We start from the raw sequence: 25,547 nt of genomic DNA, 5'->3' as shown, positions 1-25,547 counted from the left end.
CTCAGTCGATGAGATTTCGTGTCCACGGATTTGACCCCGGACGGGAAGTCAGCGAGAGTGGCCTACGTGCAGAGCAGTCGCAACATCCTCGTAGTACTTGGTCGGCGCGCAGGCTGATCAAGTCTTCACCCCTGCGCGCGCCCCTCGACCGCCAACCGGCGGCGGGGGTTTTTTGTTGGCCGTGTACGCCTCACCGGCCCCCGCGTCCGGCGGGGAACACCCACCCAAGGAAACGAAACATGACGACCGAACGAATGACGGGAGCCCAGGCGCTGGTCCGCGCCCTGGAGAACGTCGGCGTCGACACCGTGTTCGGCATCCCCGGCGGCGCCATCCTGCCCGCCTACGACCCCCTGTACGACTCGGTGAAGGTGCGCCACATCCTCGTCCGGCACGAGCAGGGCGCCGGGCACGCCGCGCAGGGCTACGCGATGGTCACCGGCCGGGTCGGCGTGTGCATGGCCACCAGCGGACCGGGCGCGACCAACCTCGTCACCCCCATCTCCGACGCCTACATGGACTCGGTCCCCATGGTCGCGATCACCGGCCAGGTGGCGTCGTCGCTGATCGGCACGGACGGCTTCCAGGAGGCCGACATCGCGGGCATCACGATGCCGATCACCAAGCACAACTTCCTCGTCACCGACCCCGAGGACATCGGCCGCACGATCGCCGAGGCGTTCCACATCGCCTCCACCGGGCGTCCCGGCCCCGTCCTGGTCGACATCGCCAAGGACGCGCTCCAGGCCACGTTCGACTTCGAGTGGCCCGTCACCATGCACCTGCCCGGGTACCGCCCGGTGACCCGCCCGCACTCCAAGCAGGTCCGGGAGGCGGCACGGCTCATCACCGCGGCGAAGCGGCCCGTGCTCTACGTCGGCGGCGGCGTCCTGAAGGCGGGCGCGTCCGCCGAGCTGAAGGTGCTCGCGGAGCTGACCGGCGTCCCCGTCGTCACGACGCTCATGGCCAAGGGCGCCTTCCCCGACAGCCACCGCCTGCACATGGGCATGCCCGGCATGCACGGCACCGTCGGCGCCGTCGGCGCCCTCCAGCGCGCCGACCTGCTCGTCACGCTCGGCGCCCGCTTCGACGACCGCGTCACCGGGCAGCTCGACTCGTTCGCGCCCGGCGCCAAGGTCGTCCACGCCGACATCGACCCCGCCGAGATCTCCAAGAACCGGCACGCCGACGTCCCGATCGTCGGTGACGCCCGCGAGGTGATCGCGGACCTCGTCGTCGCCGTCCAGGCCGAGCACGACGCGGGCCGCACCGGCGACTACGCGGACTGGTGGCGGCAGCTCGACGCCTGGCGCGACACCTACCCGCTCGGCTACGACGAGCCCGACGACGGCTCGCTGTCGCCGCAGTACGTCATCGAGCGCATCGGGCGGATCGCCGGGCCCGACGCCTACTACGTCGCGGGCGTCGGCCAGCACCAGATGTGGGCCGCGCAGTTCATCAAGTACGAGCGGCCCGGGGCGTTCCTCAACTCCGGCGGCGCGGGCACGATGGGCTACTCCGTCCCGGCCGCGATGGGCGCCAAGGTCGGCGCGCCCGAGTCGGTCGTCTGGTCGATCGACGGCGACGGCTGCTTCCAGATGACCAACCAGGAACTGGCCACCTGCGCGATCGAGGGCATCCCCATCAAGATCGCGGTCATCAACAACGGCAACCTCGGCATGGTCCGGCAGTGGCAGACGCTCTTCTACGACGGCCGCTACTCCAACACCAAGCTGCACTCCAGCCGCATCCCCGACTTCGTCAAGCTCGCCGAGGCGTACGGGTGCGTCGGGCTGCGCTGTGAGAAGCCCGAGGACGTCGACGCCGTCATCGCCAAGGCGATGGAGATCAACGACGCGCCCGTCGTGATCGACTTCGTCGTCCACCAGGACGCGATGGTGTGGCCGATGGTCGCCGCCGGCACCGGCAACGACGACATCAAGATCGCCCGTGACATGGCTCCCGAGTGGGAGAACGGAGACTGAGCCCGATGACACAGCACACCCTCTCGGTGCTGGTGGAGAACACCCCCGGCATCCTGGCGCGGGTCGCCTCCCTGTTCTCCCGGCGCGGCTTCAACATCGAGTCGCTGGCCGTCGGCACGACCGAGCACCCGGACATCTCCCGGATGACGATCGTGGTGAACGTCGAGGGCCTGCCGCTGGAGCAGGTCACCAAGCAGCTCAACAAGCTGATCAACGTGCTCAAGATCGTCGAGCTGGACCCCGGCTCGTCGGTGCAGCGCGAACTCGTCCTGGTGAAGGTCCGCGCCGACGCCGAGACCCGGTCGCAGGTGCTGGAGACCGTGCAGTTGTTCCGCGCCAAGGTCGTCGACGTCGCGTCCGACGCCGTGACGATCGAGGTCACCGGCACCCGTGACAAGCTCGACGCGTTCCTGCGCGTCATGGAGCCGTTCGGCATCAAGGAGCAGGTCCGGTCGGGCATGGTGGCCGTGGGCCGGGGCGCCCGCTCCATCACCGACCGGTCGCTGCGCGCGATCGACCGCAGCGCCTAGATTTCTTTCAGACAACGCGAAAGGCAGAGCAGCACAGTGGCGGAGATGTTCTACGACAACGACGCGGACCTGAGCGTCATCCAGGGCCGGCACGTCGCGGTCATCGGGTACGGCAGCCAGGGGCACGCGCACGCGCTGTCCCTGCGCGACTCGGGGGTGGACGTCCGCATCGGCCTGCCCGAGGGCTCCAAGAGCCGCGCCAAGGCCGAGGCCGAGGGGCTGCGGGTGCTGACCCCGGCCGAGGCGGCCGAGGAGGCCGACCTGATCATGATCCTGGCGCCGGACCACCTCCAGCGCGGGATCTACGAGAACGACATCAAGCCCGCGCTGGTCGACGGCGACGCGCTGTTCTTCGGGCACGGCCTCAACATCCGCTACGGCCTCATCGAGCCGCCGGAGGGCGTCACCGTCGCCATGGTCGCGCCGAAGGGCCCCGGCCACCTGGTGCGCCGCCAGTACGAGGCCGGTCGCGGCGTCCCCGTGATCGTCGCCGTCGAGCAGGACCCGACCGGCTCGGGCTGGCCGCTGGCCCTGTCCTACGCCAAGGCCATCGGCGGCCTGCGCGCGGGCGGCATCAAGACGACGTTCACCGAGGAGACCGAGACCGACCTGTTCGGTGAGCAGGCCGTGCTGTGCGGCGGCATCTCCGAGCTGATCAAGACGGGCTTCGAGGTGCTCATCGAGGCGGGCTACCAGCCCGAGGTCGCCTACTTCGAGTGCCTGCACGAGGTGAAGCTGATCGTCGACCTCATCTACGAGGGCGGCCTGTCCAAGATGTACTGGTCGGTCTCCGACACGGCCGAGTACGGCGGCTACACGCGCGGCCCGCGCGTCATCAACTCCGGCACCAAGGCGGAGATGAAGAAGATCCTCGCCGAGATCCAGTCCGGCCAGTTCACCAAGGAACTGGTCGAGGAGTTCGAGGGCGGCCAGGTCCAGTTCGCGAAGTACCGCGAGGAGCTGGCCGGGCACCCCATCGAGAAGACCGGCGGCGCGCTGCGCCCGATGATGAGCTGGCTCAACGACTGACCCGCGAGCCGCATCCCGTGTGCCCGCGACGCCCTCGGCGTCGCGGGCACACGCGTTCTCAGCGGCGCAGGCGCGAGCGGAGGCGGGCGCGCAGGGGGGACGGGGGAAGGTCGGTGCGGACGCGGACCGCCAGGTGGCCGCCGGGGGTGAAGTAGACGGTGGCGTGGGCGTGGGGGAGGCCGCGGGTGAGGCCGTCGGTGCGGGCGCCGGGGGAGCGGCGGGAGCCGAAGCGGGACTCGCGGCTGAGGCCGAGGGCGGTGGTGGTGACGAAGACGTCCCAGCGGCCGGGGTCCAGGACGGCCAGGTCGGCGACGGCGCTGAACCCGTCGCCGGTGGTGTCGGCGGGGACGCGGTGCTCGACGCCGCCGGTGCGGGCGCGCAGGACGACGTCGACGGCGGTGCGGTGGGTGTCGACGCGTTCCAGGCGGGCGGTGCCGGTGATGCGCAGGTCGCCGCGGCGGCCCTGCCAGGCGACGTCGTCCAGGCGGTGCTCGACGCCGACCTCGGCGGTGATGTCGGCGTCCTGGCGGGGGACGCCGCGCAGGTACGGGTACATGGCGTAGACGCGTCCGCCGACGACGACCGCGCCCGGCCGGCGGCCCTCGACCTCGTCGCGGATGAGGCGTTCCAGTTCGTCGGGCAGGTCCTGCTGGATGCAGAACGCGCGCAGCCGGTCGGCGGCGGGCAGTGCGGCGCGGGTCTCCGCGCTGAGCCCGGTGCCGAGGACGCGGCGGGTGCCGTCCAGGAGCCGGCCCCGCTGGTCGGCGTCGAGCGTGAGGTAGCGGTGGTCGTAGACGCGCAGCACGTCCCGCAGGACGCTGAGATCGGTGTCGGTGGTCACGGAGGTCTCCTGGTCGGCCGGGGATGTTCTCACGGTAAGCCAGGACGCGACCCCGCAGGGTGAGAATCGCCGAGTGGAGATGCATACTCGGTATTGCCCACTGCCTACCGCGTATGCATACTTGGTAGGTATGTCGATCCGTCACGGCCTGCTGGCCCTGCTGACGCGCGGGCCGCGCTACGGCTACCAGCTCAGAGCCGAGTTCGAGCGGTCAACCGGCTCCACCTGGCCGCTCAACATCGGGCAGGTCTACACGACCCTGTCCCGCCTGGAGCGCGACGCGCTCGTCGTCCCCGACGGCGCCGACGGCGAGGGCCGCCACGTCTACCGCATCACCGACGCGGGCGCCGCCAACGTCGCCGCCTGGTTCGCCGCGCCGGTCGCGCGCGGCGCCCGTCCGCGCGACGAACTGGCCATCAAGGTCGCGCTCGCCGTCACGACGCCGGGCGTGGACGCCACGGCCGTGCTGCGCGCGCAGCGCGCCGCGACCGTCCGCACCCTGCGCGACCTCACCCGGCTCAAGGCCGACGCGCCGCCGCCCGTCGCCCCCGGCGAGCACGCCGAACTGCTCGTCCTGGAGTCGCTGATCTTCCAGTCCGAGGCGGAAGTCCGCTGGCTGGACCACTGCGAGGCGTCGATCGCCCGCGTGGACACCCCATCGAAGGAGTCGGACCGGTGAACGTGCTGGAGATGGCGGGCGTGACCCGCGACCACGGGACGGGCGCCGCGCTCGTCCGCGCGCTGCGCGGCGTGGACCTGACCGTCGCGGAGGGCGAGTTCGTCGCCGTCATGGGCCCGTCCGGATCGGGCAAGAGCACGCTGCTGCGCCTGGCGGGCGGCCTCGACCGTCCCACCGAGGGCACCGTGCGCGTCGCCGGGACCGACCTCGCGGCTCTGGACGGGAGGCGCCTGGCGGCCGTCCGCCGCCGCGACGCCGGCTACGTCTTCCAGGACCTCAACCTCATCGCGACGCTGACCGCCGCCGAGAACGTCATGCTGCCCCTCGAACTGGACGGCGTCCGCACCCGGCGGGCCCGCGCCGAGGCGCTGGCCGTACTGGAGCGGGTCGGCCTGGCCGACGTCGCGGGCCGCTTCCCCGACGACCTGTCCGGCGGCCAGCGCCAGCGCGTCGCGATCGCCCGCGCCCTGGTCGGCGAACGCAGGCTCGTACTGGCCGACGAGCCCACCGGCGCCCTGGACAGCGTCACCGGCGACGACGTGCTCCGGCTGCTGCGCGCCCGCTGCGCCGACGGCGCCGCCTGCCTGATGGTCACCCACGACGCCCGGCACGCCGCCTGGGCCGACCGCGTGATCTTCCTCTACGACGGACGGATCGACGCCTCCGCCGCCGCGCCGCTGCCCGAGGCCGCCCGGTGAACCGGGCCGTCTGGCGGCTCGCCCGCCGCGACGCGCTGCGCGCGCCCGGCCGCACCGCGCTCGTCGTGGCGATGATCGCCCTGCCCACGCTCGTGATCGTCGCGGTCGCGGTGCTGTGGCACGGCGACCGCGACGACCCGCGCGCGACGGCCGGGTGGCGGCTCGGCGCCGCCGACGCCCGCGTCATCGGGGTGGCGCGCGGCCCCGTCGAGCAGGATCCCGACGCGCTCGGCGCCTACGACCCGTCCGGCGGCCCGCCCGGCGCGCCGTGGACGGCGGCGCAGGTCCGGGACCGGCTCACCGCCCGGCTGGGCGGCGGCGTCCGCGTCCTGCCGGTCGCCTCGGGCGGGACCGCCGACGTCGGCACGCCGCGCGGCACCGTCCGCGCCGGGGTGGTCGAGGCCGACCTGGGCGACCCGCTGGCACGCGGCCTGGCGGAGATCATGGCCGGACGCGCTCCGGCGGGCCCCGGCGAGATCGCGGTCGGCCCCGTCCTGCGCGACCGGGGCGTGCGTCTCGGGCAGACCGTCACCGTCGGCGGGACACCGAGGACCGTGACCGGGTTCGTCGCGCTCCCGCGCGGCGGCGGCACCGTGCTCGGCGGTGCGCCCGGCACGCTGCCGCTGCGCGAACCGGCGCAGCCCGGCTGGCTGGTCGACGCGCCCCGCGCGGTGACGTGGGACGACGTCCGGGCGCTCAACGCCGACGGCCTCGGCGTGCTGTCCCGCGCCGTCGTGGCGGACCCGCCCGCCGGAGTCGCGCTCGCGCGCACCGAGGGAACCGGGGCCGAGGCCGCCGTCGTCGGGCTCGTCGTCGCGATGATGGCGTTGCAGGTCGTGCTGCTGTCCGGTCCCGCGTTCGCCGTGAGCGTGCGGCGGCGCCGCCGCGACCTCGCGCTCGTCGCGGCGGCGGGCGGGACGCCGCGCACGCTGCGGGCGATCACGCTGGTCACCGGCCTGCTCCTGGGCGGCCTGGCCGCGCTGGCGGGCGGCGCGGCCGGAATCGGTGCCGCCGCCGTCGTCCGGCCGCTGCTGGCCGAGCCCGGCGTACTGGCCCCGCCGTTCGGCGTGCCGTGGCTCCAGGTCGCGCTGACCGTCCTGCTGGCCACGGCCAGCGGCGTCGCCGCCGCGTACCTGCCCGCCCGGCAGGCCGCGCGCACCGACGTCGTCGCCGCGCTCAGCGGACGGCCCGACCCGGCGCGGCCCCGCCGTGGCGCGCCGATCGTCGGAGCGGCGCTCGTCGTGGCCGGGCTCGTCGCGTCGGTCACGCTGACCCGCGACCAGGCCGAATGGGGCGCGGTCATCGGGGCGATCGGCGTCATCCTCGGCACCGTCCTGCTCGTCCCGGCCGTCATCGCGCTCACCGGACGGATCGCCGTGCCGCTCCCGCCGCCGCTGCGCATCGCCGTGCGCGACGCCGCCCGGAACCGCGCCCGCAGCGCGCCCACCGTGGCCGCGATCATGGCGGCCATCGCGGCGGTCACGGCGCTGGCCATCGGGGGCGCCAGCGACCTGGAGCAGGACCGCCGCGAGTACGTGCCGCAGGCCGTCGCGGGGACGACGCTGGTGCGGACGTCGGCCGGGCGGGAGGCCGAGGCCGTGCGCGGCATCGCCGCCGAACTGCCCGGCGTGCCGGTCGTGCCGCTGCCGGTGCTGCAAAACGGCGGGGAGTGCCCCGAGGCGCGCTGCCCGAGCGCCGTGCTCCGCGTCGGCTCCGGCGCGAACGGCCAGGCCCTGCCCGCCTACGTCGGCGGCGCGCGCGAGGCGCGGCTGATCGTCGGCCGCGACGACCCGGCCGTCGCGGCGGCGCTCGGCGCCGGGCAGATCGTGCTGTTCGACCGCCCGGAGAACGGCCCGGTGCCCGTGCAGGCAGAGATCTACGACGGCGGACCGCCGCGCATCGCCGCGCGGCTCCCCGCGCGGGCCGTCCCCGTCGCCGCGCCCGCGCTCGCGCTCGTCCCGCCGGAAGTGGCCCGTGCCGCGAACCTGCCCGTCCAGCGCGGCCTGCTCGGCATCGACCGGGCCGACCACCGCGTCACCCGGGCCGAGCAGGGACGGCTCACCGAGCGCCTGAACACCACGGTGCACGTCGAGCGCGGGTACCGGAAGGCGCCCACCCCGCTGTACCTGCTCGCCGCCGCGGGCGCCGTGCTGGTCCTCGGCGCGACGCTCATCGCGACCCGGCTCGCGGCCGTGGACGCCCGCCCCGAGCGGACCGTGCTCGCCGCCCTCGGCGCGAGACCCGGCACCCGCAGGCTGCTGGCGATGGCGCAGGCCGCCAGTGTCGCGGCCCTCGGCTGCTGGCTCGGGCTCGCCACCGGGTTCGTCCCCGGCCTCGCGGTGACCCGCCCGCTCACCGCCATGACGCAGGTGGACGGCGCGCCCGCCCACGGCACCATCGTGGACGTGCCCTGGCTGCTCCTCGCCGCGCTCGCGTTCGCCGTCCCGGCGGTCGCGGCCCTGGTGGCGGGCCTGTTCCCCGGAGATCGCAAGGCGGCCGTGTAGCACCCCGGCCACGGGTCGTCGCGCTGATAGCGTTGCGGCCTGTGGCCGAGGGGGTGGCGCTGCGGCGCCGGGAGTCCGTGCGCGCCGCCCGCCGCGCCGTTCCCCGGCCGCTGGGCGGCCTCGTCGCGGCGGCGGCCGGGCTGTACGCGCTGTACTCGCTGCTGCGGCTCTGGACGTTCCGCGCCAGCACCTACGACCTCGTCATCTTCGACCAGGCCGTGCGCGGCTACAGCCGGTTCGGCGCCCCGGTCTCGATCGCCAAGGGCGTCCACAACGGGTTCGGGCCCGACTTCCACGTCCTCGGCGACCACTTCTCCCCGATCCTCGTCACGCTGGCGCCGCTCTACTGGCTCCACGACGGCCCCGAGACGCTGCTGCTCGCGCAGGCCGTCCTGTTCGCGCTCGCGGCCGTGCCGGTCTGGCACTTCACCCGCCGCCGCCTCGGCGTCCGCGCCGCCTACCTCGCCGCCGGCGCCTACGCGCTCTCGTGGCCGCTGGCCGAGGCGCTGGCGTTCGACTTCCACGAGGTCGCGTTCGCGCCGCTGCTCACCGCCCTGCTCATCGAGCGCTGGGACGCGGGACGGCGCGGCCACGCCGTCCTCGCGGCGGCGCTGCTGCTGCTCGTCAAGGAGGACATGGGCCTGCTCGTCGCCGGGTTCGGGCTCGTCCTGCTGACGCGGCCCGGCGAGCGGCGCGCCGGTGCGGCCTTCACGGCCGCCGGGGCCGTCGCCGCGTGGGTCGCGTCCCGCGTCCTCATCGCCGCGTTCGGCGGCGACAACGACTACTACTGGGCCTACGGCGGTCTCGGCCCCGACGTGCGCGGCGTCGTCGCGCACGCCCTCACCCACCCGTGGGACGTCGCGGTCGCGCTCGGCACGCCGCCGCGCAAGCTCGCGACGATGGCGCTGCTCGTCGCGCCGCTGCTGTTCCTGCCGCTGCTGTCCCGGATCACGCTCGCCGCGCTGCCGCTGCTGGCCGAACGGATGCTCGCCGACGAGTTCGCGAACTGGTGGCAGGCGTCCTACCACTACAACGCGTTCCTGGTCGTCGTGCTGGTGCTCGCCGCCGTCGACGCCGCCCAGCGGTTCGGGCCGGTCAGCGGGCGGCGGCTCGTCGCCGGGACGCTCGCCGGGGCCGTCGCGGTGCTGCCCTTCTTCGCCCTCGCCGACCTGGCCCGCCCCGGCTGGGCGGTCCGCGACGCCCGCGCCACCGCCGCCGCCCGCGCCGTCGCGCACGTCCCCGACGGCGCGCTGGTCGAGGCCGCCAACCGGCTCGGGCCCGCGCTGACCGGCCGCGCCCGCGTCCTGCTGTGGGACGCCGAACCCCGGCACGCGCCCTGGGTCGTCGCCGACGTCGCCGTCCCGCAGTTCCCGTTCGCCTCGGTGGCCGAGCAGCGCGCCCGCGTCGCCTGGCTGCGGGCGCGCGGCTACCGCACGGTCTACGAAGGAGAGGGGTTCGTCGTGCTCACCGTCGCCCGGCGAAAAGAAGTCTCTACCCAGATCGGCCCGTCTGTCCGATAATCGAAGAGAAGTCGTCCGGGCCGCGGCGAGCACGGCGCGCAGCAGCGCGTCACCCCCGGCGCCGCCGCCCCGGGGCGGCGGGCAGGGGCGAGGCCGGTGACTGAGCGGGTGACGGCGGCGCACGGCGCGGCACGACGCTACGAGACGTGCGGGCATGCCTGGATAGGGCTGCTCCGCCACGTGTGGCGGACGGGCGAGGCTGGCCTGGCCGACGGCGGCGCGATCGTCGAGGGGCCGCCCGCCCTGTTCGAGATCGCCTCGCTCAGCTCCCGTGACCCCCTGCTGCGCGAGCACGGCGACGGGCCCGCGCTGGACCGGTCCGCCATCGTCCCCGCCGACCGGCACGGACGGGACCAGATCCGCTGGGTCACCGACCTGCTGCGCGCCCGCCCCGCCACCACCAGCGCCTGGACGTCGCTGACCACGCCGGGCCGTCCCGGCGACGCCTACCCCGCCGTCACCGCGCTGTCGTTCCGGCTGCGCGGCTACCGGCTGTGCCTCACCGCGATGTTCCGCTCCCAGGACGCGCACCGCTGCTACCTCTCCTACATCCCGCTGCGCGGCATCCAGGTCGAGGTGGCCGCCGAACTGAGCCTGCCGCCCGGCCCGCTGCGCGTCTTCGTGGACGTCCCCTACCTGTCCGCCGCCGACATCGACGGCGCCGCCGCCGTCCTGGCCGCGCAGCCCGAGCCGCACGCCGCCTAAGTGCACAAACCGTTCAAATCGGTTGTTCGGGCGAGTGTCGCCGCGTACGCCGAGCGCCCGGCGCCCGGGGGATAGACTCGGCGGCAGGCGAGCGCACGACGAGGTGGACTCGCGCCAGCTTCAGCCATGAACACACATCCACGTTCAAAGGACTCCTCCTTGAGTAAGCCCGTCGTCCTCGTCGCAGAAGAACTCTCCCCGGCCGGCATCGCCGTGCTCGAAGCGGACTTCGACGTCCGCAGCGTCGACGGCTCCGACCGCGAGCAGCTCCTGCCCGCCGTCGCCGACGTCGACGCGCTGATCGTCCGCAGCGCCACCAAGGTCACCGCCGAGGTGTTCGCGCACGCCAAGAAGCTGCGCGTCGTCGCCCGCGCGGGCGTCGGCCTCGACAACGTCGACGTCGAGGCCGCCACCAAGGCCGGCGTCATGGTCGTCAACGCGCCCACCTCCAACATCGTCACCGCCGCCGAGCACGCCGTCGCGCTGCTGCTGGCCACCGCCCGGAACGTTCCGCAGGGCCACGCCGCGCTCAAGCAGGGCGAGTGGAAGCGCTCGAAGTACACCGGCGTCGAGCTGGCCGGGAAGACCGTCGGCGTCCTCGGCCTCGGCCGCATCGGCGTCCTGGTCGCGCAGCGCCTCGCCGCGTTCGACATGGACGTCATCGCCTTCGACCCCTACGTGCAGGCCGCGCGCGCCGCGCAGCTCGGCGTCAAGCTCGTCCCGCTGGAGGAGCTGCTGCGCGAGAGCGACTTCATCACCGTGCACCTGCCGAAGACCGCCGAGACCCTCGGCCTCATCGGTGACAAGGAGCTGCACCAGGTCAAGTCCTCGGTGCGCGTCGTCAACGCCGCGCGCGGCGGCATCGTCGACGAGGCCGCCCTCGACCTGGCCATCAAGGACGGCCGCGTCGCGGGCGCGGGCATCGACGTGTTCAGCACCGAGCCGTGCACCGACAGCCCGCTGTTCCACCACGACAACGTCGTCGTGACCCCGCACCTGGGCGCCAGCACGCACGAGGCGCAGGAGAAGGCCGGCACGCAGGTCGCGCGGTCGGTGCTGCTGGCGCTGTCCGGCGAGTTCGTGCCCGACGCCGTCAACGTCCAGGGCGGCGCCGTCGCCGAGGACGTCAAGCCCGGCCTGCCGCTGGCCGAGAAGCTCGGCCGCATCTTCACCGCGCTCGCGGGCGGGGTGCCGGTCCGGCTCGACGTCGTCGTGCGCGGCGAGATCACCGGCCACGACGTGAAGGTGCTGGAGCTGGCCGCCCTCAAGGGCGTCTTCGTCGACGTCATCGAAGAGGCCGTCACGTTCGTGAACGCCCCGCTGCTCGCCCGCGACCGCGGCGTCGAGGTCACGCTGACCACCAGCGAGGACAGCCCCGACTGGCGCAACGTCGTCCAGGTGCGCGGCACGATGGCCGACGGCACGGTCGTGTCGGTGTCCGGCACGCTCACCGGGCCCAAGCACGCCGAGCGCATCATCGAGGTCAACGGCTACGCGATGGAGCTGGTCCCGACCGAGCACATGGCGTTCTTCTCCTACGTCGACCGCCCCGGCATCGTCGGCGCGGTGGGCAACCTGCTCGGTGACGCGGGCGTCAACATCGCGGGCATGCAGGTCGGCCGGGACGAGAAGGGCGGCGAGGCGCTGATCGCCCTCACCGTCGACTCGGCCATCACGCCGCAGCTCGTCGAGGACATCAAGAACGAGGTCGGCGCCACCGTGGGCCGCCGCGTCGAACTGGACGGCTGAGTCCGCGAGGCACACCACGGAACGCCGCGTCCCCCTCAGGGCCGCGGCGTTCCGTGTTCCCGCAGGTCGCGACCCCCACGTCTCACCATGTGGGAATCTGCGCCACCGATCGGGACATTCGCGCCGATCCGTGGGTACCGTGAGAGGAGCCGTGCGGCACGCCGTGGGTGATCCTCCACGCGCCGCACCGGGCCACCGGACCGTGCGAACCACGCGCCGGCGCCCGCGCCAGCGACGAAATTCCCACCTCGAAGGATCACCATGAACACCACCGTCACGCTCTCCGACGACGCCCGCGACGAGGCCGCCGAAGCCCTCCAGAAGGCCCTCGACCGCCGCGGCTGAGCCCCGGTGCACCTCCCCGTCCCCGCCGGTGGCGTCCGGGACGGACAATGGAGCATGCGCGCGACGACCCCGGACCAGACCGCCCGCGTCCTGACCGAGGTCGCGGCCCTCGGGCCGTACTACGCCCTGGAGACCGGGCCCCCGGCGCCCGGGTGGCGTCCGCTGCCCGAGCGCGATCCGGGCTTCGTCGCCGCGCTGATCGACGACTACGCGCTGCGGCTCGGCGGCGGCTCCGGCCCGGTCGAGCACCGCGTCGCCGCGTCGATCCTGTTCCAGTCGATCGCCGCGCGGCTCTGGTCGCCGGTCGTCGCGTCGGCCGCGCTCGGCGTCGTCCCCGACCTCGCCGCGCTGCGCTGGCGGCCCGGCTCGCCGCACGGCCTGCGGCTGCCCGCACCGGCCGGGTTCGCGTACGAGAACGCCCGGCAGCTCCGCGACCTCGTCGTGGACGCGCACCTGCGCCCGCTGGGGGAGATGTTCCGCGACGTCGGAAAGCTCGCGGACGGCCTGGTCTGGGGCAACGCCGCGTCGGCCCTCGCCGGGACGCTCGTCGCCCGGCCCGCCGCGCCCGCGCGCGGCATCGTCGGGGACCTGCTCGACCTGGAACCCCTGCGCGGCACCGGCGCGTTCACCCGGCGGGGGTTCGTGCGGCGGAGCTGCTGCCTGTACTACCGGGTGCCGCCCGGGGGAGGGCTGTGCGGCGACTGCGCGCTGCTCGACCGTCCCGAGGGGTGAGATCAGTGCCCAGCCAATGAGACGATGCGGTACAGTGCGGCCATGGCTTCCCGCAGCATTCGTCTCGCCGTCATCCCGGGTGACGGGATCGGCCCCGAGGTCGTCGCCGAAGGGCTCAAGGTCCTGTCGGCGGTCGCCCCCGCGCACGACCTGGCGTTCGAGCAGACCGGCTACGACCTCGGCGCCGCCCGCTGGCACCGCACCGGCGAGACCCTTCCCGACTCCGTCCTGGAGGAGCTGCGCGGTCAGGACGTCATCCTGCTCGGCGCCGTCGGCGACCCGACCGTCCCGAGCGGCGTGCTGGAGCGCGGGCTGCTGCTGCGCGCCCGCTTCGAGCTGGACCACTACGTCAACCTGCGCCCGGTGAAGCTGTTCCCGGGCGTCGCGACACCGCTCGCGGGCGTCGGGCCGGACGACATCGACATGGTCGTCGTCCGCGAGGGCACCGAGGGGCCGTACACCGGCGTCGGCGGCGTGCTGCGCAAGGGCACCCCGCACGAGGTCGCCACCCAGGAGAGCGTCAACACCTACCACGGCGTCGAGCGCGTCGTCCGGTACGCGTTCGAGGTCGCCGCCGCCCGGCCCCGCAAGCAGCTCACGCTGGTCCACAAGGACAACGTCCTCACCTTCGCGGGCGAGCTGTACCAGCGCGTCGTCAAGGAGGTCGGGGCGGAGTTCCCGCAGGTCGGCGTGGACTACCTGCACGTCGACGCGGCCACGATGTTCTTCGTCAACCGGCCGGGACGCTTCGACGTCGTCGTCACCGACAACCTCTTCGGCGACATCATCACCGACATCGGCGCCGCCATCGCGGGCGGCATCGGCCTGGCCGCGTCCGGCAACGTCAACCCCTCCGGCGCCGCCCCGTCGATGTTCGAGCCCGTCCACGGCTCGGCGCCCGACATCGCCGGGCAGGGCAAGGCCGACCCCACCGCCACGATCCTCTCGGTCGCCATGCTGCTCGACCACGTCGGCGCCGCCGCGGCCGCCCGCCAGGTCGAGGCCGCCGTCTCCGACGACCTGTCCGAGCGCACCGCGCTCGGCCCCCGCTCCACCGCCCAGATCGGCGACGCCATCGCCAAGCGAGTAACCGGCTGACGGCGCGCTGACCGCCCGGACCCCCGGGCGGACCACTCCGGGCGCGCCGACCGCGGCGCGCCCGGTTTTCGTCGTGCGCGCCGCCGGGACCACGGAGTGACGCCGGACACCTAGGACAATGGACATGGGAACGCCGCAGGCGGCAGAGTGGCCGCGCCGGCGAACCGCGAGAGGACCAACGCGATGAGCACCACCCTGGACTTCGACATCACGCGCAACGAGCGGCCGCTGCCCGCCGTCGAGCGCGAGGGCATCCTCGCCGACCCGGGATGGGGCCGGTACTTCACCGACCACATGGTCACGATCCGCTACGCCGCCGACCGCGGCTGGTACGACGCGCGGCTGGAGCCGTACGGGCCGCTCAGTCTCGACCCGGCCAGCCAGGTCCTGCACTACTCGCAGGAACTGTTCGAGGGCCTGAAGGCGTACCGGCAGCGGGACGGCTCCATCGTCACGTTCCGCCCGTACATGAACGCGGCGCGGATGAACCGGTCGGCGCAGCGGATGGCGATGCCGCAGATCCCCGAGGACCTGTTCGTCGCGGCCCTCGAACACCTCGTCCGCGCCGACCGCGACTGGGTGCCGTCCACCGAGGGGCACAGCCTCTACCTGCGGCCGTTCATGATCGCGACGACGCGGGCCCTCGGCGTCAACCAGCCCGCCCAGGAGTACCTGTTCGCGGTGATCGCGTCCCCGTCGGGCAGCTACTATCCGCGCGGCGTCAAGCCCGTGTCGGTCTGGCTGTCCCAGGACTTCACCCGCGCGGCGGCGGGCGGCACCGGCGAGGCCAAGACCGGCGGCAACTACGCGGCGTCGTTCGCCGGGCAGGCGCAGGCCGTCGCCAACGGCTGCGACCAGGTCGTCTGGCTGGACGCCGTCGAGCGCCGCTGGGTCGAGGAGGTCGGGTCGATGAACCTCATGTTCGTCTACGGCTCCGGCGCCGAGGCCCGCATCCTCACCCCGGCGCTCACCGGCACGCTGCTGCCCGGCGTCACCCGCGACTCCATGCTCAAGCTCGCGCCCGACCTCGGCGTCCCCGTCGAGGAGGGGCGCATCAGCGTGGACGAGTGGCAGCGCGGCGCCGAGTCCGGCGAGATCACCGAGGTGTTCGGCTGCGGCACCGCCGCGATCATCAGCCCGGTCGGGCACGCCCGGGGCGCCGACCGCGCGTTCGACATCGGCACCGGCGAGCCCGGCCCGATCTCGATGCGGCTGCGCGAGGAACTGATCGGCATCCAGTACGGCACCCGCCCGGACCCGTACGGCTGGGTGCACCCGATCGCCTGAGACGGCCGATCGCGCGGGGACGGCCAGGTCCCCGCGCGGCCGTCTCGGCAGGTGAGACGCCATGTGACGAACGCGAGACGCCTGTGGCACACTGGCCGCATCATGCGTAACAGCCTCGTCATTATCGGCTGGCGCGTCGGCACCTGACAGGACATCGCCGGCGCGCAGACCTCTCACGTCCGTGAGGGGTCTTTTTGTTTCCCGGTCGCCGATGGCCGTCGCAATGTTCTCTGAGGGGTTCCCCATGCTTCCCGACGCCTTCCACGTCTACGACACCACGCTGCGCGACGGCTCCCAGCAGGAGGGCCTGAACCTGACCGTGGCCGACAAACTGGCGGTCGCGCGGCACCTCGACGGTCTCGGCGTCGGCTTCATCGAGGGCGGCTGGCCGGGCGCCAACCCCCGGGACACCGAGTTCTTCCGGCGCGCCCGCACCGAACTCGACCTCCAGCACGCGCAGCTCGCCGCGTTCGGCGCGACCCGCCGGGCCGGCCTGAAGGCCGCCGACGACCCCCAGGTGGCCGCCCTGCGCGACTCCGGCGCGCCGATCGTGACGCTCGTCGCCAAGAGCCACGACCGGCACGTCGAACTGGCCCTCCGCACCACGCTGGACGAGAACCTCGCGATGATCCGCGACACGGTCTCCCACCTGCGTGCGGAGGGCCGGCGGGTCTTCCTGGACGCCGAGCACTTCTTCGACGGCTTCCACGCCAACCGCGCCTACGCGCTGGAGGTCGTCCGCACCGCCGCCGAGGCCGGAGCCGACGTCATCGCGCTGTGCGACACCAACGGCGGCATGCTGCCCGACGAACTCGCGGACGTCGTGCACGAGGTCGTCGGCACCGGCGCCCGCGTCGGCATCCACTGCCACGACGACTCCGGCTGCGCCGTCGCCAACTCCCTCGCCGCCGTCACCGCCGGGGCCACCCACGTGCAGGGCTGCGCCAACGGGTACGGGGAGCGGTCGGGGAACGCGAACCTGTTCACGCTCGTCGGCAACCTCCAGCTCAAGCGCGGGATGCGGCTGGTGACCGACGACCAGCTCGCCCAGATGACGCGGATCGCGCACGGCGTCGCCGAGATCACCAACGTGACGCTCGGGTCGCAGCAGCCCTACGTCGGGGCGTCGGCGTTCGCGCACAAGGCGGGGTTGCACGCGTCCGCGATCAAGGTGGACCCGAACCTGTACCAGCACATCGACCCGGCCGTCGTCGGCAACGACATGCGGATGCTGGTGTCGAGCATGGCGGGGCGCGCGTCGGTGGAGCTGAAGGGCCGCGAGCTGGGCTACGACCTGTCCGGCGAGAAGGCCAAGCAGGTCGTCGACCGGGTCAAGGAGCTGGAGAACACCGGCTACACCTTCGAGGCCGCCGACGCCTCGTTCGAGCTGCTGCTGCGCGAGGAGCTGACCGGCGTGCGGCAGCGGCACTTCGCCGTCGAGTCGTGGCGGACGATCGTGGAGCGCCGCGCCGACGGCGTCCTGGTCAGCGAGGCGACCGTCAAACTGCACGCCAAGGGGGAGCGGATCATCGCGACGGGGGAGGGGAACGGTCCCGTCAACGCGCTCGACAACGCGCTGCGCGTCGCGCTCGGCCGCCTCTACCCGGAGCTGGCCCGGATGGAACTGGTCGACTACAAGGTCCGCATCCTGGAGGGGACGCACGGCACCGGCGCGCGGACCCGCGTCCTCATCGAGTCCAGCGACGGCGAGCGCGAGTGGGGCACGGTCGGCGTGGAGGACAACGTCATCGCCGCGTCCTGGCAGGCGCTGGAGGAGGCGGTCAGCTTCTGCCTGCTGCACGCGGGCTACGAGGCGGGATGAGAGGTCCGGCGCCGCAGCGGGCATGATCGGGTCATGAGCAGAGAGATCACCGACAACCCCGCAGAGAACCGGTACGAGATCCGCGAGGACGGCGTCCTGGCGGGCTTCGCCGAGTACCGCGCCGAGCCGGACACGCTCGTGTTCACCCACACCGAGGTCGACGGGGCGTTCGAGGGCAAGGGCGTCGGCGGGGCGCTGGCGCGCGGCGCCCTGGACGACGTCCGCTCGCGCGGGCTGAAGGTCAGGCCGCTGTGCCCGTTCATCCGCTCGTGGATCGAGAAGCATCCCGACTATCGGGGCCTGGTGGCCTGACGCGCCGAAGCGCCGGACGATCGCGGTCCGGCGCTTCGGCGCGGATCACGTCGCGTCGGCGCGCTGGATCACCTCGAAGGCCCACAGCTCGGCGCCGGTCGCCGCCGGGCCGCCGTGCCCGTGGCCGTGCCCGTGTCCCTGGCCGCCGTCGGCGGCCGCCTTGGCGTGGCCCTCGCGGAACTGGCGGCTCTCCGTCCAGCGCTGGAAGTCCTCCTCCGAGCGCCAGTGCGTGACCACGAAGTACTTGTCGGTGCCCTCGGTGGGGCGCAGCAGCTCGAAGCGCTCGAACCCCTCGGCGGACTCGACGAGACCGGCGCGGCCCGCGAAGCGGCGCTCCAGTTCCTCGCGCCTGTCCTCGCCGACGGTCAGCACGTTGATCTTCACCACGGACATGCGGGTTCCCCTTCGTCGCCTGATCGGCACGAGCCTATCCAGCGGCGACCCGGGTTCCCTCGCGGGTGATGAGCTGCGATGATGAGATCAAGGACGGATTCGGCGGCCGAGAATCTTCGGCGAATCGGTTCAAATCGGTGGCGGTTTTGCGGTATACGCGCCACCATGGAGTGATTGCGGCCCTTTCCGGCCGCCCCCTCGCCCCCGCCGTCCGGCGGGTCGTGAACGCAGCCTTTCCCGGAGAGATTCGTCCATGCCTGCCCGGCTCAGCAGCCCCGGCGTCCTCGGGCCCGCCACCGACGCCCCCTTCGCAGACTCCGCCTACTGCCTCGGTGTGGTGTGCGAGCGCGACGGCGACCTGCGGCAGGCCGCCCAGTGGTTCCGCGAGGCCGCCGAGGCGGGGCACACCGCCGCGCGGCTGCGGCTCGGTGACGTCCTGGGCCGCCTCGCGGACCAGGAGTGGAACGGGACCGGCATCGCGGACTCCGAGAAGCTGCTGGCCGAGGCGAGCCGCTGGCTGAGCGGCGCGCCCGCCACCGCCACCCCCGGCGGCATCGGCCTCATCACCGACATGCTGAACCGGCACCAGCGCGCCGCCGCCCGGCGCGGCACGCCCCCGGCATGAAGCACGCGCCGGACGTGAACCGATGCGCCCGTTTCGCCGTCCCACTCCGTTGAGAAGGTCAACGCGGGAAGGGTGAACCACGTGAGCCGCGAGGAATCCGGATACGTCCCTCCGGACCACAAGACGACCGCCGAGTTCGGCCTGCGGGCCCCGGCCGGGCCGCAGGAGACGCGCGACGACGCGCCGGAGACGCTGCACGACGTCCCCGTCGACGACCCCGAACCGGACACGCCGCCCGCCCCCGCCGTGACGGCCGAACAGGCCGTCCCGTCCGGGCCGTGGACGCGGCGCCCCGACGACGAGCCCCCGGCGACGCTGACCGACGAGCCGATCGCGGTCGCCGCGTCCGCGCCCCCGCCCGCCCCGCCGGGCGAGACGCTGTTCGACAAGCTCGCCGACCCGCCCGCCGACGAGCCGGAGGCGGCGGCCACGTCGCTGGACGGGCCGTCCGGCCGGGAACCCGCCGCGACGCTGTTCGACAAGCCCGTCCCGCCCGCGCGGGAACCGGACGCCACGGCCGCCGACGCGACGGCCGCCGGAGCTGCTGGGGCTGGGGCTGGGGTCGCCGCCGCGCACGAGGCGGCCGCGCCGCCCGGACCGTGGACCGAGCGGTTCGGCGCGGCCGAGAACGCGCCGCCCGCCGCCGGGCAGGCCGTGCCGCCGGGTCCGTGGACCGAGGCGTTCGGCGCGCAGGAGGCGGGGCCTGCCGAGCCTCCGCCCGCCGTCGCGTCGCACCAGCCGCCTCCTCCCGCGCACCAACCTCCGCCGCCGCACGCCGCGCCGCTGCCGCCCGTCCCGCCGCAGGGCGGGTCCGGCGGCGGGTCCGGGTCGAGCGGCGGCCGGGGACGGCTCGTGGCGATCATCGTCGCGGCGGCCGTCGTGCTGCTCGCGGGCGTCGCGGTCGCGCTCCTGGCGGGCGGCGGCGACGACGCGCCCCGCGCGGCGACGACGCCCGCCGCGTCCGCCGCGCCGGAGGCCCCGGCCGAGGAGCCCGGCGACGCACCGTCCGGCGCGCCGCCCGCCGCGCCCCCGGCCGCGCCGCCCACCGCGCAGCCGACCGGCGACCCTGCCGCGCCGCCCACGCCCCCGGCCGGGACGCAGCCGTCCGGCCCGCCGCCCCCGCCCAACACCACGCCCATCGGCCCGATCGTCACCGGCAAGGACGTCGAGTACCGGCTCGTCCAGCAGGACCCCGGCTACTACGAGGGCCAGTTCACCTTCAAGAACACCTCGACGAAGCCGCTGACCAAGTGGACGCTGTACTTCGACGCCCCCGGCGGCAAGGTCAAGAACGTGTGGGGCGGCAAGCTCGTCAAGGGCGGCGAGCGGGTCCGCGTCACGCAGCTCGACGGCGCCCGGCCCATCCCGCCCGGCGCGACGTTCGAGGTCCGCTTCGGCGCGGAGGGCGCGCCCGCCACGCCGAAGGGCTGCCGTCTCGGTGAGCGCCGCTGCGGCTTCTGACCGGCGCCGATACGTCTGACCGGCGGCGTATAGGCTGCCGGTCATGCGTATCGCGAGGTTCTCCATCGGTGAGGCCGTGTCCTTCGGCGTGGTCGAAGAGAACACCGTCGCCGCCGTCAGCGCCCACCCCTTCGGTGACCTGACCTTCACCGGTCACCGCTTCCCGCTCGACGACGTGCGCCTCCTGGCCCCCATCCTGCCCAGCAAGATCGTCGCCATCGGCAAGAACTACGCCGACCACGCGCGCGAGATGGGCGGCGAGCCGCCCGCCGAGCCGGTGCTCTTCAGCAAGCCCTCCACGGCCGTCATCGGCCCCGGCGAGGCCGTCGCCTACCCGCAGAAGCTCACCGAGCGCGTCGACTACGAGGGCGAACTCGCCGTCGTCATCGGCCGGCTGTGCCGCGAGGTCCCGGTCGAGCGCGCCGCCGACGTCGTCCTCGGCTACACCTGCGCCAACGACGTCACCGCCCGCGACCTCCAGCAGCGCGACGGGCAGTGGACGCGCGCCAAGGGCTTCGACACCTTCTGCCCGCTCGGCCCCTGGATCGAGACCGAGGCCGACCCGTCCGACCTCGCCCTCACCACGACGGTGAACGGCGAGGTGAAGCAGCAGGCCCGTACGTCGCAGCTCGAACACGGCATCCCCGAGCTGGTGGCCTACGTCAGCCAGGTCATGACGCTGCTGCCCGGCGACGTCATCCTCACGGGCACCCCCGCCGGTGTCGGCCCCCTGGAGATCGGTGACACCGTCACGGTCGCGATCGACGGTGTCGGCGAACTCGCCAACCGCGTCGTCGCCCGCGAATAACCCCGCCGGAAACGCCCGCTCCGGCCCGGTCCGCACCGCTTCGCGCGCGGCCGGGCCGGGCCGTCTCCACCCCTGTTCAGGGGCGCCCTGCGGCGGCTCAATCGTTTTGGCTAACTCCCGGCGGTCCTGTAGTCTCATCGAGGCGCGAACGACCGGCCGGTCTCACCGGAGGGCCCGTTCACGGCACTGGGGTATGGTGTAATCGGCAGCACGACTGATTCTGGTTCAGTTAGTCTAGGTTCGAGTCCTGGTACCCCAGCAGATCCGCCCCGGTGGATCGCAGCAAGCACGCCCCCGTCGTCTAGTGGCCTAGGACGCCGCCCTCTCAAGGCGGTAACGGCGGTTCGAATCCGCTCGGGGGTACTCGCTCATCCTGTTCGACGCTGTTGGCGTCTTCCCGGGGGTGTACCCGCCGCGTGCTTGCCCAGGGGGCGACCCCCTGGAACCCCCGGGTGGGGCTCGCGCCCCACACCCCGCGCTTCGGTTCCCGTTGGTGATCTTGAGTCCGTCGGTGCCTTTCGTCTGGTCTCTCTCGTTCGGGTTCTTCTCGTTTCTCTTGGCCGATCTTCCTGGTGCGGGTGACCTTCTGGGCTGCTCCCGGTCTCTGTTGTGGTGTTGAGCTGCTGGTACTTGAGGCCGGTGTTCGCTTGCTCGGCTGGGTGGGCGGGGAGTGTTCTGAGTTGGGTTTTGCGTCCGGTATCGTGGTTGGTGTCGGAGCGGGTGATCGCTTCGGGTCTGGCCCCCGTCGTCTAGTGGCCTAGGACGCCGCCCTCTCAAGGCGGTAACGGCGGTTCGAATCCGCTCGGGGGTACTGTCGTTGTGTGTGAGCCGTCCCTGTTGGGACGGCTTTTTTCTTGCCCGTAGCTGGTTACCCGTGGGTAGCCTTCAGGGATCTATTGACTAAATCACTTGGTTTCTGGAGTCTGGCGCGCATGGATCTCATGGAGAAGTACGCGACGGACGGGTACGCGATCTTTCGGGGGGTGCTCGACGGCGGGCTGGTCGGGGAGGCGGACGGGCATGTGCGGTGGTTGCAGGAGCACTACCCGGGGCGTAGTGGGGAGGACCTGTCGACCGAGCTGGTCGCGGCCGATCCGTTCTGGGTGCGGCTGGTGTCCGACGACCGGCTGCTCGACATCGCGGAACGGTTCATCGGGCCGGACATCGCCCTGTTCGCCTCGCACTACATCGCCAAGCCGCCCCGCACCGGCAAGGCCGTGCTGTGGCACCAGGACGGGGCGTTCTGGCCGCTCGACCCGATGAACGTCGTCACGCTCTGGGTCGCCGTGGACCGCTCCACCCCGGAGAACGGCTGCCTGCGCGTCATCCCCGGCAGCCACCGGGACGAACTGCACGGCGTGCGCGAGCGGCGGGACGGCGGCGACGCGGTGTTCGACGTCGAGAGCGACACCACCGTGGACGAGTCGCAGGCCGTGGACATGGTGCTGGAACCGGGGGACGTCGAGGTCCACCACCCCAACATCATGCACGGCAGTAACGCCAACACCTCCCCGCACCGGCGGTGCGGGCTGACGATCCGCTACATCCCCACGTCGACGCGCATCACCACCGAGGAGCAGCCGTTCCCGAGCGCGCTGCTGCTGCGCGGCGAGCCCGGCGTGAACACCTACCGGGAGCGTCCCGCGTACGTGGAGGGACGGCACTTCCCGTTCACGGGCGCGGAGCGCTGGGCCTGACCGGCGGGAGCAGGGCGCCCGGGTGGCCGACGACCTCGGCCGCCAGGGCGGCCCCCGCGCGGGCCGCCGCGACCGGCGGCGCGCCCGCGAGGCGGGCGGCGAGGTAGGCGCCGTTGAACGCGTCGCCCGCCGAGGTGGTGTCCACGACGCGCGGCGCCGGGACGGCGGGGACCGCCGTCGTCCCGGCGTCCGACGACACCACGCAGCCGTCCGCGCCGACCTTCACCACGATCTCGGGGACGCCCGCCGCGTGCAGCCGCGCGGCGCACGCGGCGGCGTCGCGGTCGCCGTACAGCAGGCGCTCGTCGTCCAGCGTGGGCAGCGCGACGTCGGCGCGGGCCAGGAACGGCGCGGCGGCCCGCCGCGCCTCGGCCGGCGACGGCCACAGCGCGGGCCGGTGGTTGCCGTCGAACACGACCCGCGCGGACGAGCCGTCCAGGACGCGGGCGAGCCGGTCCCGGGCGGCCGGGGCCATGATCGCGAGCGTGATGCCGGAGAGGTAGACGACGTCGCTCGCCGCCACGGCGGCGCAGGTCGCGTCCGGTTCGTCCGGGCCGAACAGCGTGCGGGCGGCCGAGTCGGAGCGGTAGTGCTGGAACGTCCGCTCGCCGTGCTCGTCGGTGCGGACGAGGTACAGCCCGCACCTCCCGCCCGGCAGCACCCGCGTCAGCGCCGACCCGACGCCGCGCGCGTGCCACGACGCGCGCATCGCCGCGCTGTAGGGGTCGTCGCCGACGACGGTGACGAACTGCGCGTCCACGGTCCCGGGCGCGGCCGACCGCACCAGGTAGGCGGCGGTGTTGAAGACGTCCCCGGCGTAGCCGAGGGCCAGCCGGTCGTCGCTCAGGTGCCGCAGCTCGGCCATGCACTCGCCCGCCAGCGCGACCCGGACGGTCATCGACGGCTCCACGCGGGCGGCGCCGCGCCGGCGTCCGCGAGCGCGGACCCGACCCCGACCGCGAACGCGCCCGCCGCGAGCCACGCCGGGACGTCCGCGACCGCGATGCCGCCGGTCGGGATGATCCGCGCCCCGGGCAGCACGTCCAGGACGGCCCGCAGGTGCCCCGGCCCGCCGGACGCCGCCGGGAACAGCTTGGCGACGCCCCCGCGCCGCACGATCCCGGCCAGTTCCCCGGGCGTGAACCCGCCCTCGACGAACGGCACGATCGCCCGGTCCGCGACGGCGCGGACGGCGTCGGCCGGGTAGGGGCTGACGAGGAAGTCGGCGCCCGCCGCGACGGCGTCCCGCGCCGTCCGCGCGTCGGTGACGGTCCCGACGCCGAGCGGCACGGCCGGGGCGAGCGCCCGGACGGACGCCAGCACGTCGGGCCAGCCGGGCGTGGTCGCGGTCAGTTCCAGGACGGGCGCCCCGAGGTCGAGCAACGTCGTACACAGCGTGACCGCTTCGTCCGCCGACGCGCGCCGGATGACGGGAAGCACCCCGGCGCGTCCGATCTCAGCGAGAACATTCATGCTTCCGCACCATACATCTAGACAATAAGTCATCTGATGACCAGACTTCAGGGCGACGATCATCCACCCCGATCGCCTCCCTGGAGGACCCGGTGCCGAGACGACGCCTGCTGAGCGCCCTGCTGGCCGCCCCCCTCACCCTGACCCTCGCCGCCCCCGTCGCCCTCGCCGACCCGCCGCCCGCGCCGCCGGTCTGCGCCGGGAAGCAGCTCCCCGCCGTGCGCGGCGCCGCCCCGAACGCCGAGCTGGACCGCCTGTTCACCCGCTACGGCAACGACAACCGCCGCACGAACGACTGGACCGGCGCCGACGGCACCTACTCCACCGCGCTGCCCGGCGGAAAGGTCGCGTTCGTCTTCTCCGACACCTTCCTCGGCAAGGTCGACGCCGACGGCGGACGCTCCAAGGTCATCGAAGAGGGCGGCACGACGCCGTTCCTCAACAACACGTTCGTCGTCAAGTCCGGCGACCGGCTCACCACGGTCACCGGCGGCACGCCGGAGAAACCGCGGGCGGCGATGCCGCCGCGCGATGACGAGCACTGGTACTGGGCCGGGGACGCGATCACGTCCGACGGCCACGTGCAGGCCACCTACCAGGAGTACGAGCGGTTCGGCCCCGGCATCTGGGACTGGCGCTGGTCGCGCAACGTGCTGGCCCGCTTCCGCCCGGACCGGCTCGGCAAGCCGGTGAGCGTCACCCCGCTGCCGTCCGGCGAGGGCGTCGCGTGGGCGTCCTGGCTGGAGCGTTCCGGTCCGTACATCTACGTCTACGGCGTCGAGGACGGGGGCGCGGTCAAGTCGATGCACCTGGCCCGCGTGAAGGGCGGCGACCTGCGCGGACGCTGGGAGTACGCCGCCGCGAACGGCCGCTGGTCGAGGTCGGAGCGCGACGCGGCGCCGATCATGCCGGGCGTCGCCAACGAGTACAGCGTGACCCGCCACGGCACCGGCTACCTGCTGCTCACGCAGGACACCACCGAGGCGTTCAGCGACAGGATCGTCGCGTACTACGCGTGCGCGCCGCGCGGCCCGTTCACCGCCAAGACGCCCGTGTACCGCACGCCCGAGACCGGCGCGTCCGGCACCTACGGCAACCCGAACGTCTTCACCTACAACGCCCACGCGCATCCCGAGCTGAGCCGCCGGGGCTCGCTGGTCGTCTCCTACAACGTCAACAGCCTGGTGAACACCGATCACTACCGCGACGTCAGCATCTACCGGCCGCGCTTCATCACCGTCCGGACCGGCTGAC

23 protein-coding genes and 3 tRNA genes are annotated in these 25,547 nt (G+C 73.6%); 22 read left to right on the top strand and 4 right to left on the bottom strand.

Annotated features, from left to right (window positions below):
• Positions 1-8: 8 nt before the first annotated feature.
• Genes C229_RS0112185 through ilvC form a run of 3 tightly spaced genes read left to right on the top strand, consistent with a single transcriptional unit; the run spans position 9 to position 3,544 of the window.
• On the top strand, positions 9-1,985 hold the full coding sequence (locus C229_RS0112185) for an acetolactate synthase large subunit (protein WP_276203302.1): 1,977 nt from the start codon (positions 9-11) through the stop codon (positions 1,983-1,985).
• A gap of 5 nt (positions 1,986-1,990) precedes the next feature.
• Positions 1,991-2,515: an acetolactate synthase small subunit gene (gene ilvN / locus C229_RS0112180; protein ID WP_018655357.1), complete on the top strand. Its 525-nt coding sequence runs from the start codon at positions 1,991-1,993 to the stop codon at positions 2,513-2,515.
• A 45-nt stretch (positions 2,516-2,560) separates the two neighbouring features.
• On the top strand, positions 2,561-3,544 hold the full coding sequence (ilvC, locus tag C229_RS0112175; RefSeq protein WP_026313698.1) for a ketol-acid reductoisomerase: 984 nt from the start codon (positions 2,561-2,563) through the stop codon (positions 3,542-3,544).
• A 58-nt stretch (positions 3,545-3,602) separates the two neighbouring features.
• Here ilvC and C229_RS0112170 read toward each other — a convergent pair whose 3' ends face one another.
• A complete protein-coding gene (locus tag C229_RS0112170) occupies positions 3,603-4,385 on the bottom strand; it encodes a hypothetical protein (RefSeq protein WP_018655355.1) in 783 nt (260 codons plus the stop codon).
• A gap of 130 nt (positions 4,386-4,515) precedes the next feature.
• On the opposite strand from C229_RS0112170, the gene C229_RS0112165 reads away from it, so the two are divergent.
• The 11 genes from C229_RS0112165 (at position 4,516) to C229_RS0112110 (ending at position 17,836) form a co-directional block, all read left to right on the top strand.
• Positions 4,516-5,064, top strand: a complete 549-nt coding sequence (locus C229_RS0112165; protein WP_018655354.1) for a PadR family transcriptional regulator — start codon at positions 4,516-4,518, stop codon at positions 5,062-5,064.
• Entirely contained in the window at positions 5,061-5,762 is a 702-nt protein-coding gene (locus C229_RS0112160; protein ID WP_018655353.1) for an ABC transporter ATP-binding protein, read from the top strand. Before C229_RS0112165 ends, C229_RS0112160 begins: the two co-directional genes overlap by 4 nt.
• Positions 5,759-8,266: an FtsX-like permease family protein gene (locus tag C229_RS0112155; RefSeq protein ID WP_018655352.1), complete on the top strand. Its 2,508-nt coding sequence runs from the start codon at positions 5,759-5,761 to the stop codon at positions 8,264-8,266. Before C229_RS0112160 ends, C229_RS0112155 begins: the two co-directional genes overlap by 4 nt.
• Positions 8,267-8,307: 41 nt before the next feature.
• Positions 8,308-9,786, top strand: coding sequence for a DUF2079 domain-containing protein (locus tag C229_RS34665; RefSeq protein ID WP_051108942.1), 1,479 nt, complete (start codon positions 8,308-8,310; stop codon positions 9,784-9,786).
• A gap of 96 nt (positions 9,787-9,882) precedes the next feature.
• The gene (locus C229_RS0112145; protein WP_081639840.1) at positions 9,883-10,491 is read left to right on the top strand and encodes a hypothetical protein; all 609 of its coding nucleotides are present in this window, start codon (positions 9,883-9,885) and stop codon (positions 10,489-10,491) included.
• A gap of 159 nt (positions 10,492-10,650) precedes the next feature.
• Positions 10,651-12,240, top strand: a complete 1,590-nt coding sequence (gene serA, locus C229_RS0112140) for a phosphoglycerate dehydrogenase (RefSeq protein WP_018655350.1) — start codon at positions 10,651-10,653, stop codon at positions 12,238-12,240.
• A 399-nt stretch (positions 12,241-12,639) separates the two neighbouring features.
• Complete coding sequence (locus C229_RS0112130; protein WP_018655349.1) at positions 12,640-13,317, top strand: (2Fe-2S)-binding protein; 678 nt, start codon at positions 12,640-12,642, stop codon at positions 13,315-13,317.
• Positions 13,318-13,359: 42 nt separating this feature from the next.
• Positions 13,360-14,415: a 3-isopropylmalate dehydrogenase gene (locus tag C229_RS0112125; RefSeq protein WP_018655348.1), complete on the top strand. Its 1,056-nt coding sequence runs from the start codon at positions 13,360-13,362 to the stop codon at positions 14,413-14,415.
• A 183-nt stretch (positions 14,416-14,598) separates the two neighbouring features.
• Entirely contained in the window at positions 14,599-15,702 is a 1,104-nt protein-coding gene (locus tag C229_RS0112120; RefSeq protein ID WP_026313696.1) for a branched-chain amino acid aminotransferase, read from the top strand.
• Between the two features lie 244 nt (positions 15,703-15,946).
• Positions 15,947-17,524 (top strand): citramalate synthase, encoded by a 1,578-nt coding sequence (cimA, locus tag C229_RS0112115; protein ID WP_018655346.1) that lies wholly within the window; start codon positions 15,947-15,949, stop codon positions 17,522-17,524.
• Between the two features lie 33 nt (positions 17,525-17,557).
• Positions 17,558-17,836, top strand: a complete 279-nt coding sequence (locus C229_RS0112110; protein ID WP_018655345.1) for a GNAT family N-acetyltransferase — start codon at positions 17,558-17,560, stop codon at positions 17,834-17,836.
• Between the two features lie 45 nt (positions 17,837-17,881).
• Here C229_RS0112110 and C229_RS0112105 read toward each other — a convergent pair whose 3' ends face one another.
• A complete protein-coding gene (locus tag C229_RS0112105; RefSeq protein WP_018655344.1) occupies positions 17,882-18,229 on the bottom strand; it encodes an antibiotic biosynthesis monooxygenase family protein in 348 nt (115 codons plus the stop codon).
• A 253-nt stretch (positions 18,230-18,482) separates the two neighbouring features.
• Between C229_RS0112105 and C229_RS0112100 the strand changes: the two genes are divergently transcribed.
• The 7 genes from C229_RS0112100 (at position 18,483) to C229_RS0112070 (ending at position 22,820) form a co-directional block, all read left to right on the top strand.
• Complete coding sequence (locus C229_RS0112100) at positions 18,483-18,854, top strand: SEL1-like repeat protein (protein ID WP_018655343.1); 372 nt, start codon at positions 18,483-18,485, stop codon at positions 18,852-18,854.
• An 81-nt stretch (positions 18,855-18,935) separates the two neighbouring features.
• Positions 18,936-20,315, top strand: a complete 1,380-nt coding sequence (locus tag C229_RS35755) for a cellulose binding domain-containing protein (protein ID WP_155884769.1) — start codon at positions 18,936-18,938, stop codon at positions 20,313-20,315.
• Positions 20,316-20,358: 43 nt separating this feature from the next.
• Positions 20,359-21,123 (top strand): fumarylacetoacetate hydrolase family protein, encoded by a 765-nt coding sequence (locus C229_RS0112090; protein ID WP_018655342.1) that lies wholly within the window; start codon positions 20,359-20,361, stop codon positions 21,121-21,123.
• A 187-nt stretch (positions 21,124-21,310) separates the two neighbouring features.
• A tRNA-Gln gene (locus tag C229_RS0112085) sits at positions 21,311-21,382 on the top strand.
• Positions 21,383-21,413: 31 nt separating this feature from the next.
• Positions 21,414-21,486, top strand: a tRNA-Glu gene (locus tag C229_RS0112080).
• A 375-nt stretch (positions 21,487-21,861) separates the two neighbouring features.
• A tRNA-Glu gene (locus C229_RS0112075) sits at positions 21,862-21,934 on the top strand.
• Positions 21,935-22,055: 121 nt separating this feature from the next.
• Positions 22,056-22,820, top strand: a complete 765-nt coding sequence (locus C229_RS0112070; protein ID WP_018655341.1) for a phytanoyl-CoA dioxygenase family protein — start codon at positions 22,056-22,058, stop codon at positions 22,818-22,820.
• Here the strand turns inward: C229_RS0112070 and C229_RS0112065 are convergent.
• Together C229_RS0112065 and C229_RS0112060 are read right to left on the bottom strand one after the other, a co-directional pair.
• Complete coding sequence (locus tag C229_RS0112065; RefSeq protein ID WP_018655340.1) at positions 22,795-23,718, bottom strand: sugar kinase; 924 nt, start codon at positions 23,716-23,718, stop codon at positions 22,795-22,797. The two genes, C229_RS0112070 and C229_RS0112065, sit on opposite strands and share 26 nt — an antisense overlap.
• The gene (locus tag C229_RS0112060) at positions 23,715-24,293 is read right to left on the bottom strand and encodes a bifunctional 4-hydroxy-2-oxoglutarate aldolase/2-dehydro-3-deoxy-phosphogluconate aldolase (protein WP_026313694.1); all 579 of its coding nucleotides are present in this window, start codon (positions 24,291-24,293) and stop codon (positions 23,715-23,717) included. Before C229_RS0112060 ends, C229_RS0112065 begins: the two co-directional genes overlap by 4 nt.
• A gap of 92 nt (positions 24,294-24,385) precedes the next feature.
• Here C229_RS0112060 and C229_RS0112055 point away from each other — a divergent pair, with 92 nt between their 5' ends.
• Positions 24,386-25,546: a DUF4185 domain-containing protein gene (locus C229_RS0112055; RefSeq protein ID WP_018655338.1), complete on the top strand. Its 1,161-nt coding sequence runs from the start codon at positions 24,386-24,388 to the stop codon at positions 25,544-25,546.
• Position 25,547 lies beyond the last annotated feature (1 nt).

This window comes from Actinomadura flavalba DSM 45200, assembly GCF_000374305.1.
Classification (GTDB): Bacteria; Actinomycetota; Actinomycetes; order Streptosporangiales; family Streptosporangiaceae; genus Spirillospora; species Spirillospora flavalba.
The sequence above is the reverse complement of the archived record's forward strand: the minus strand, read 5'-3'. Positions and strand labels throughout refer to the sequence as shown.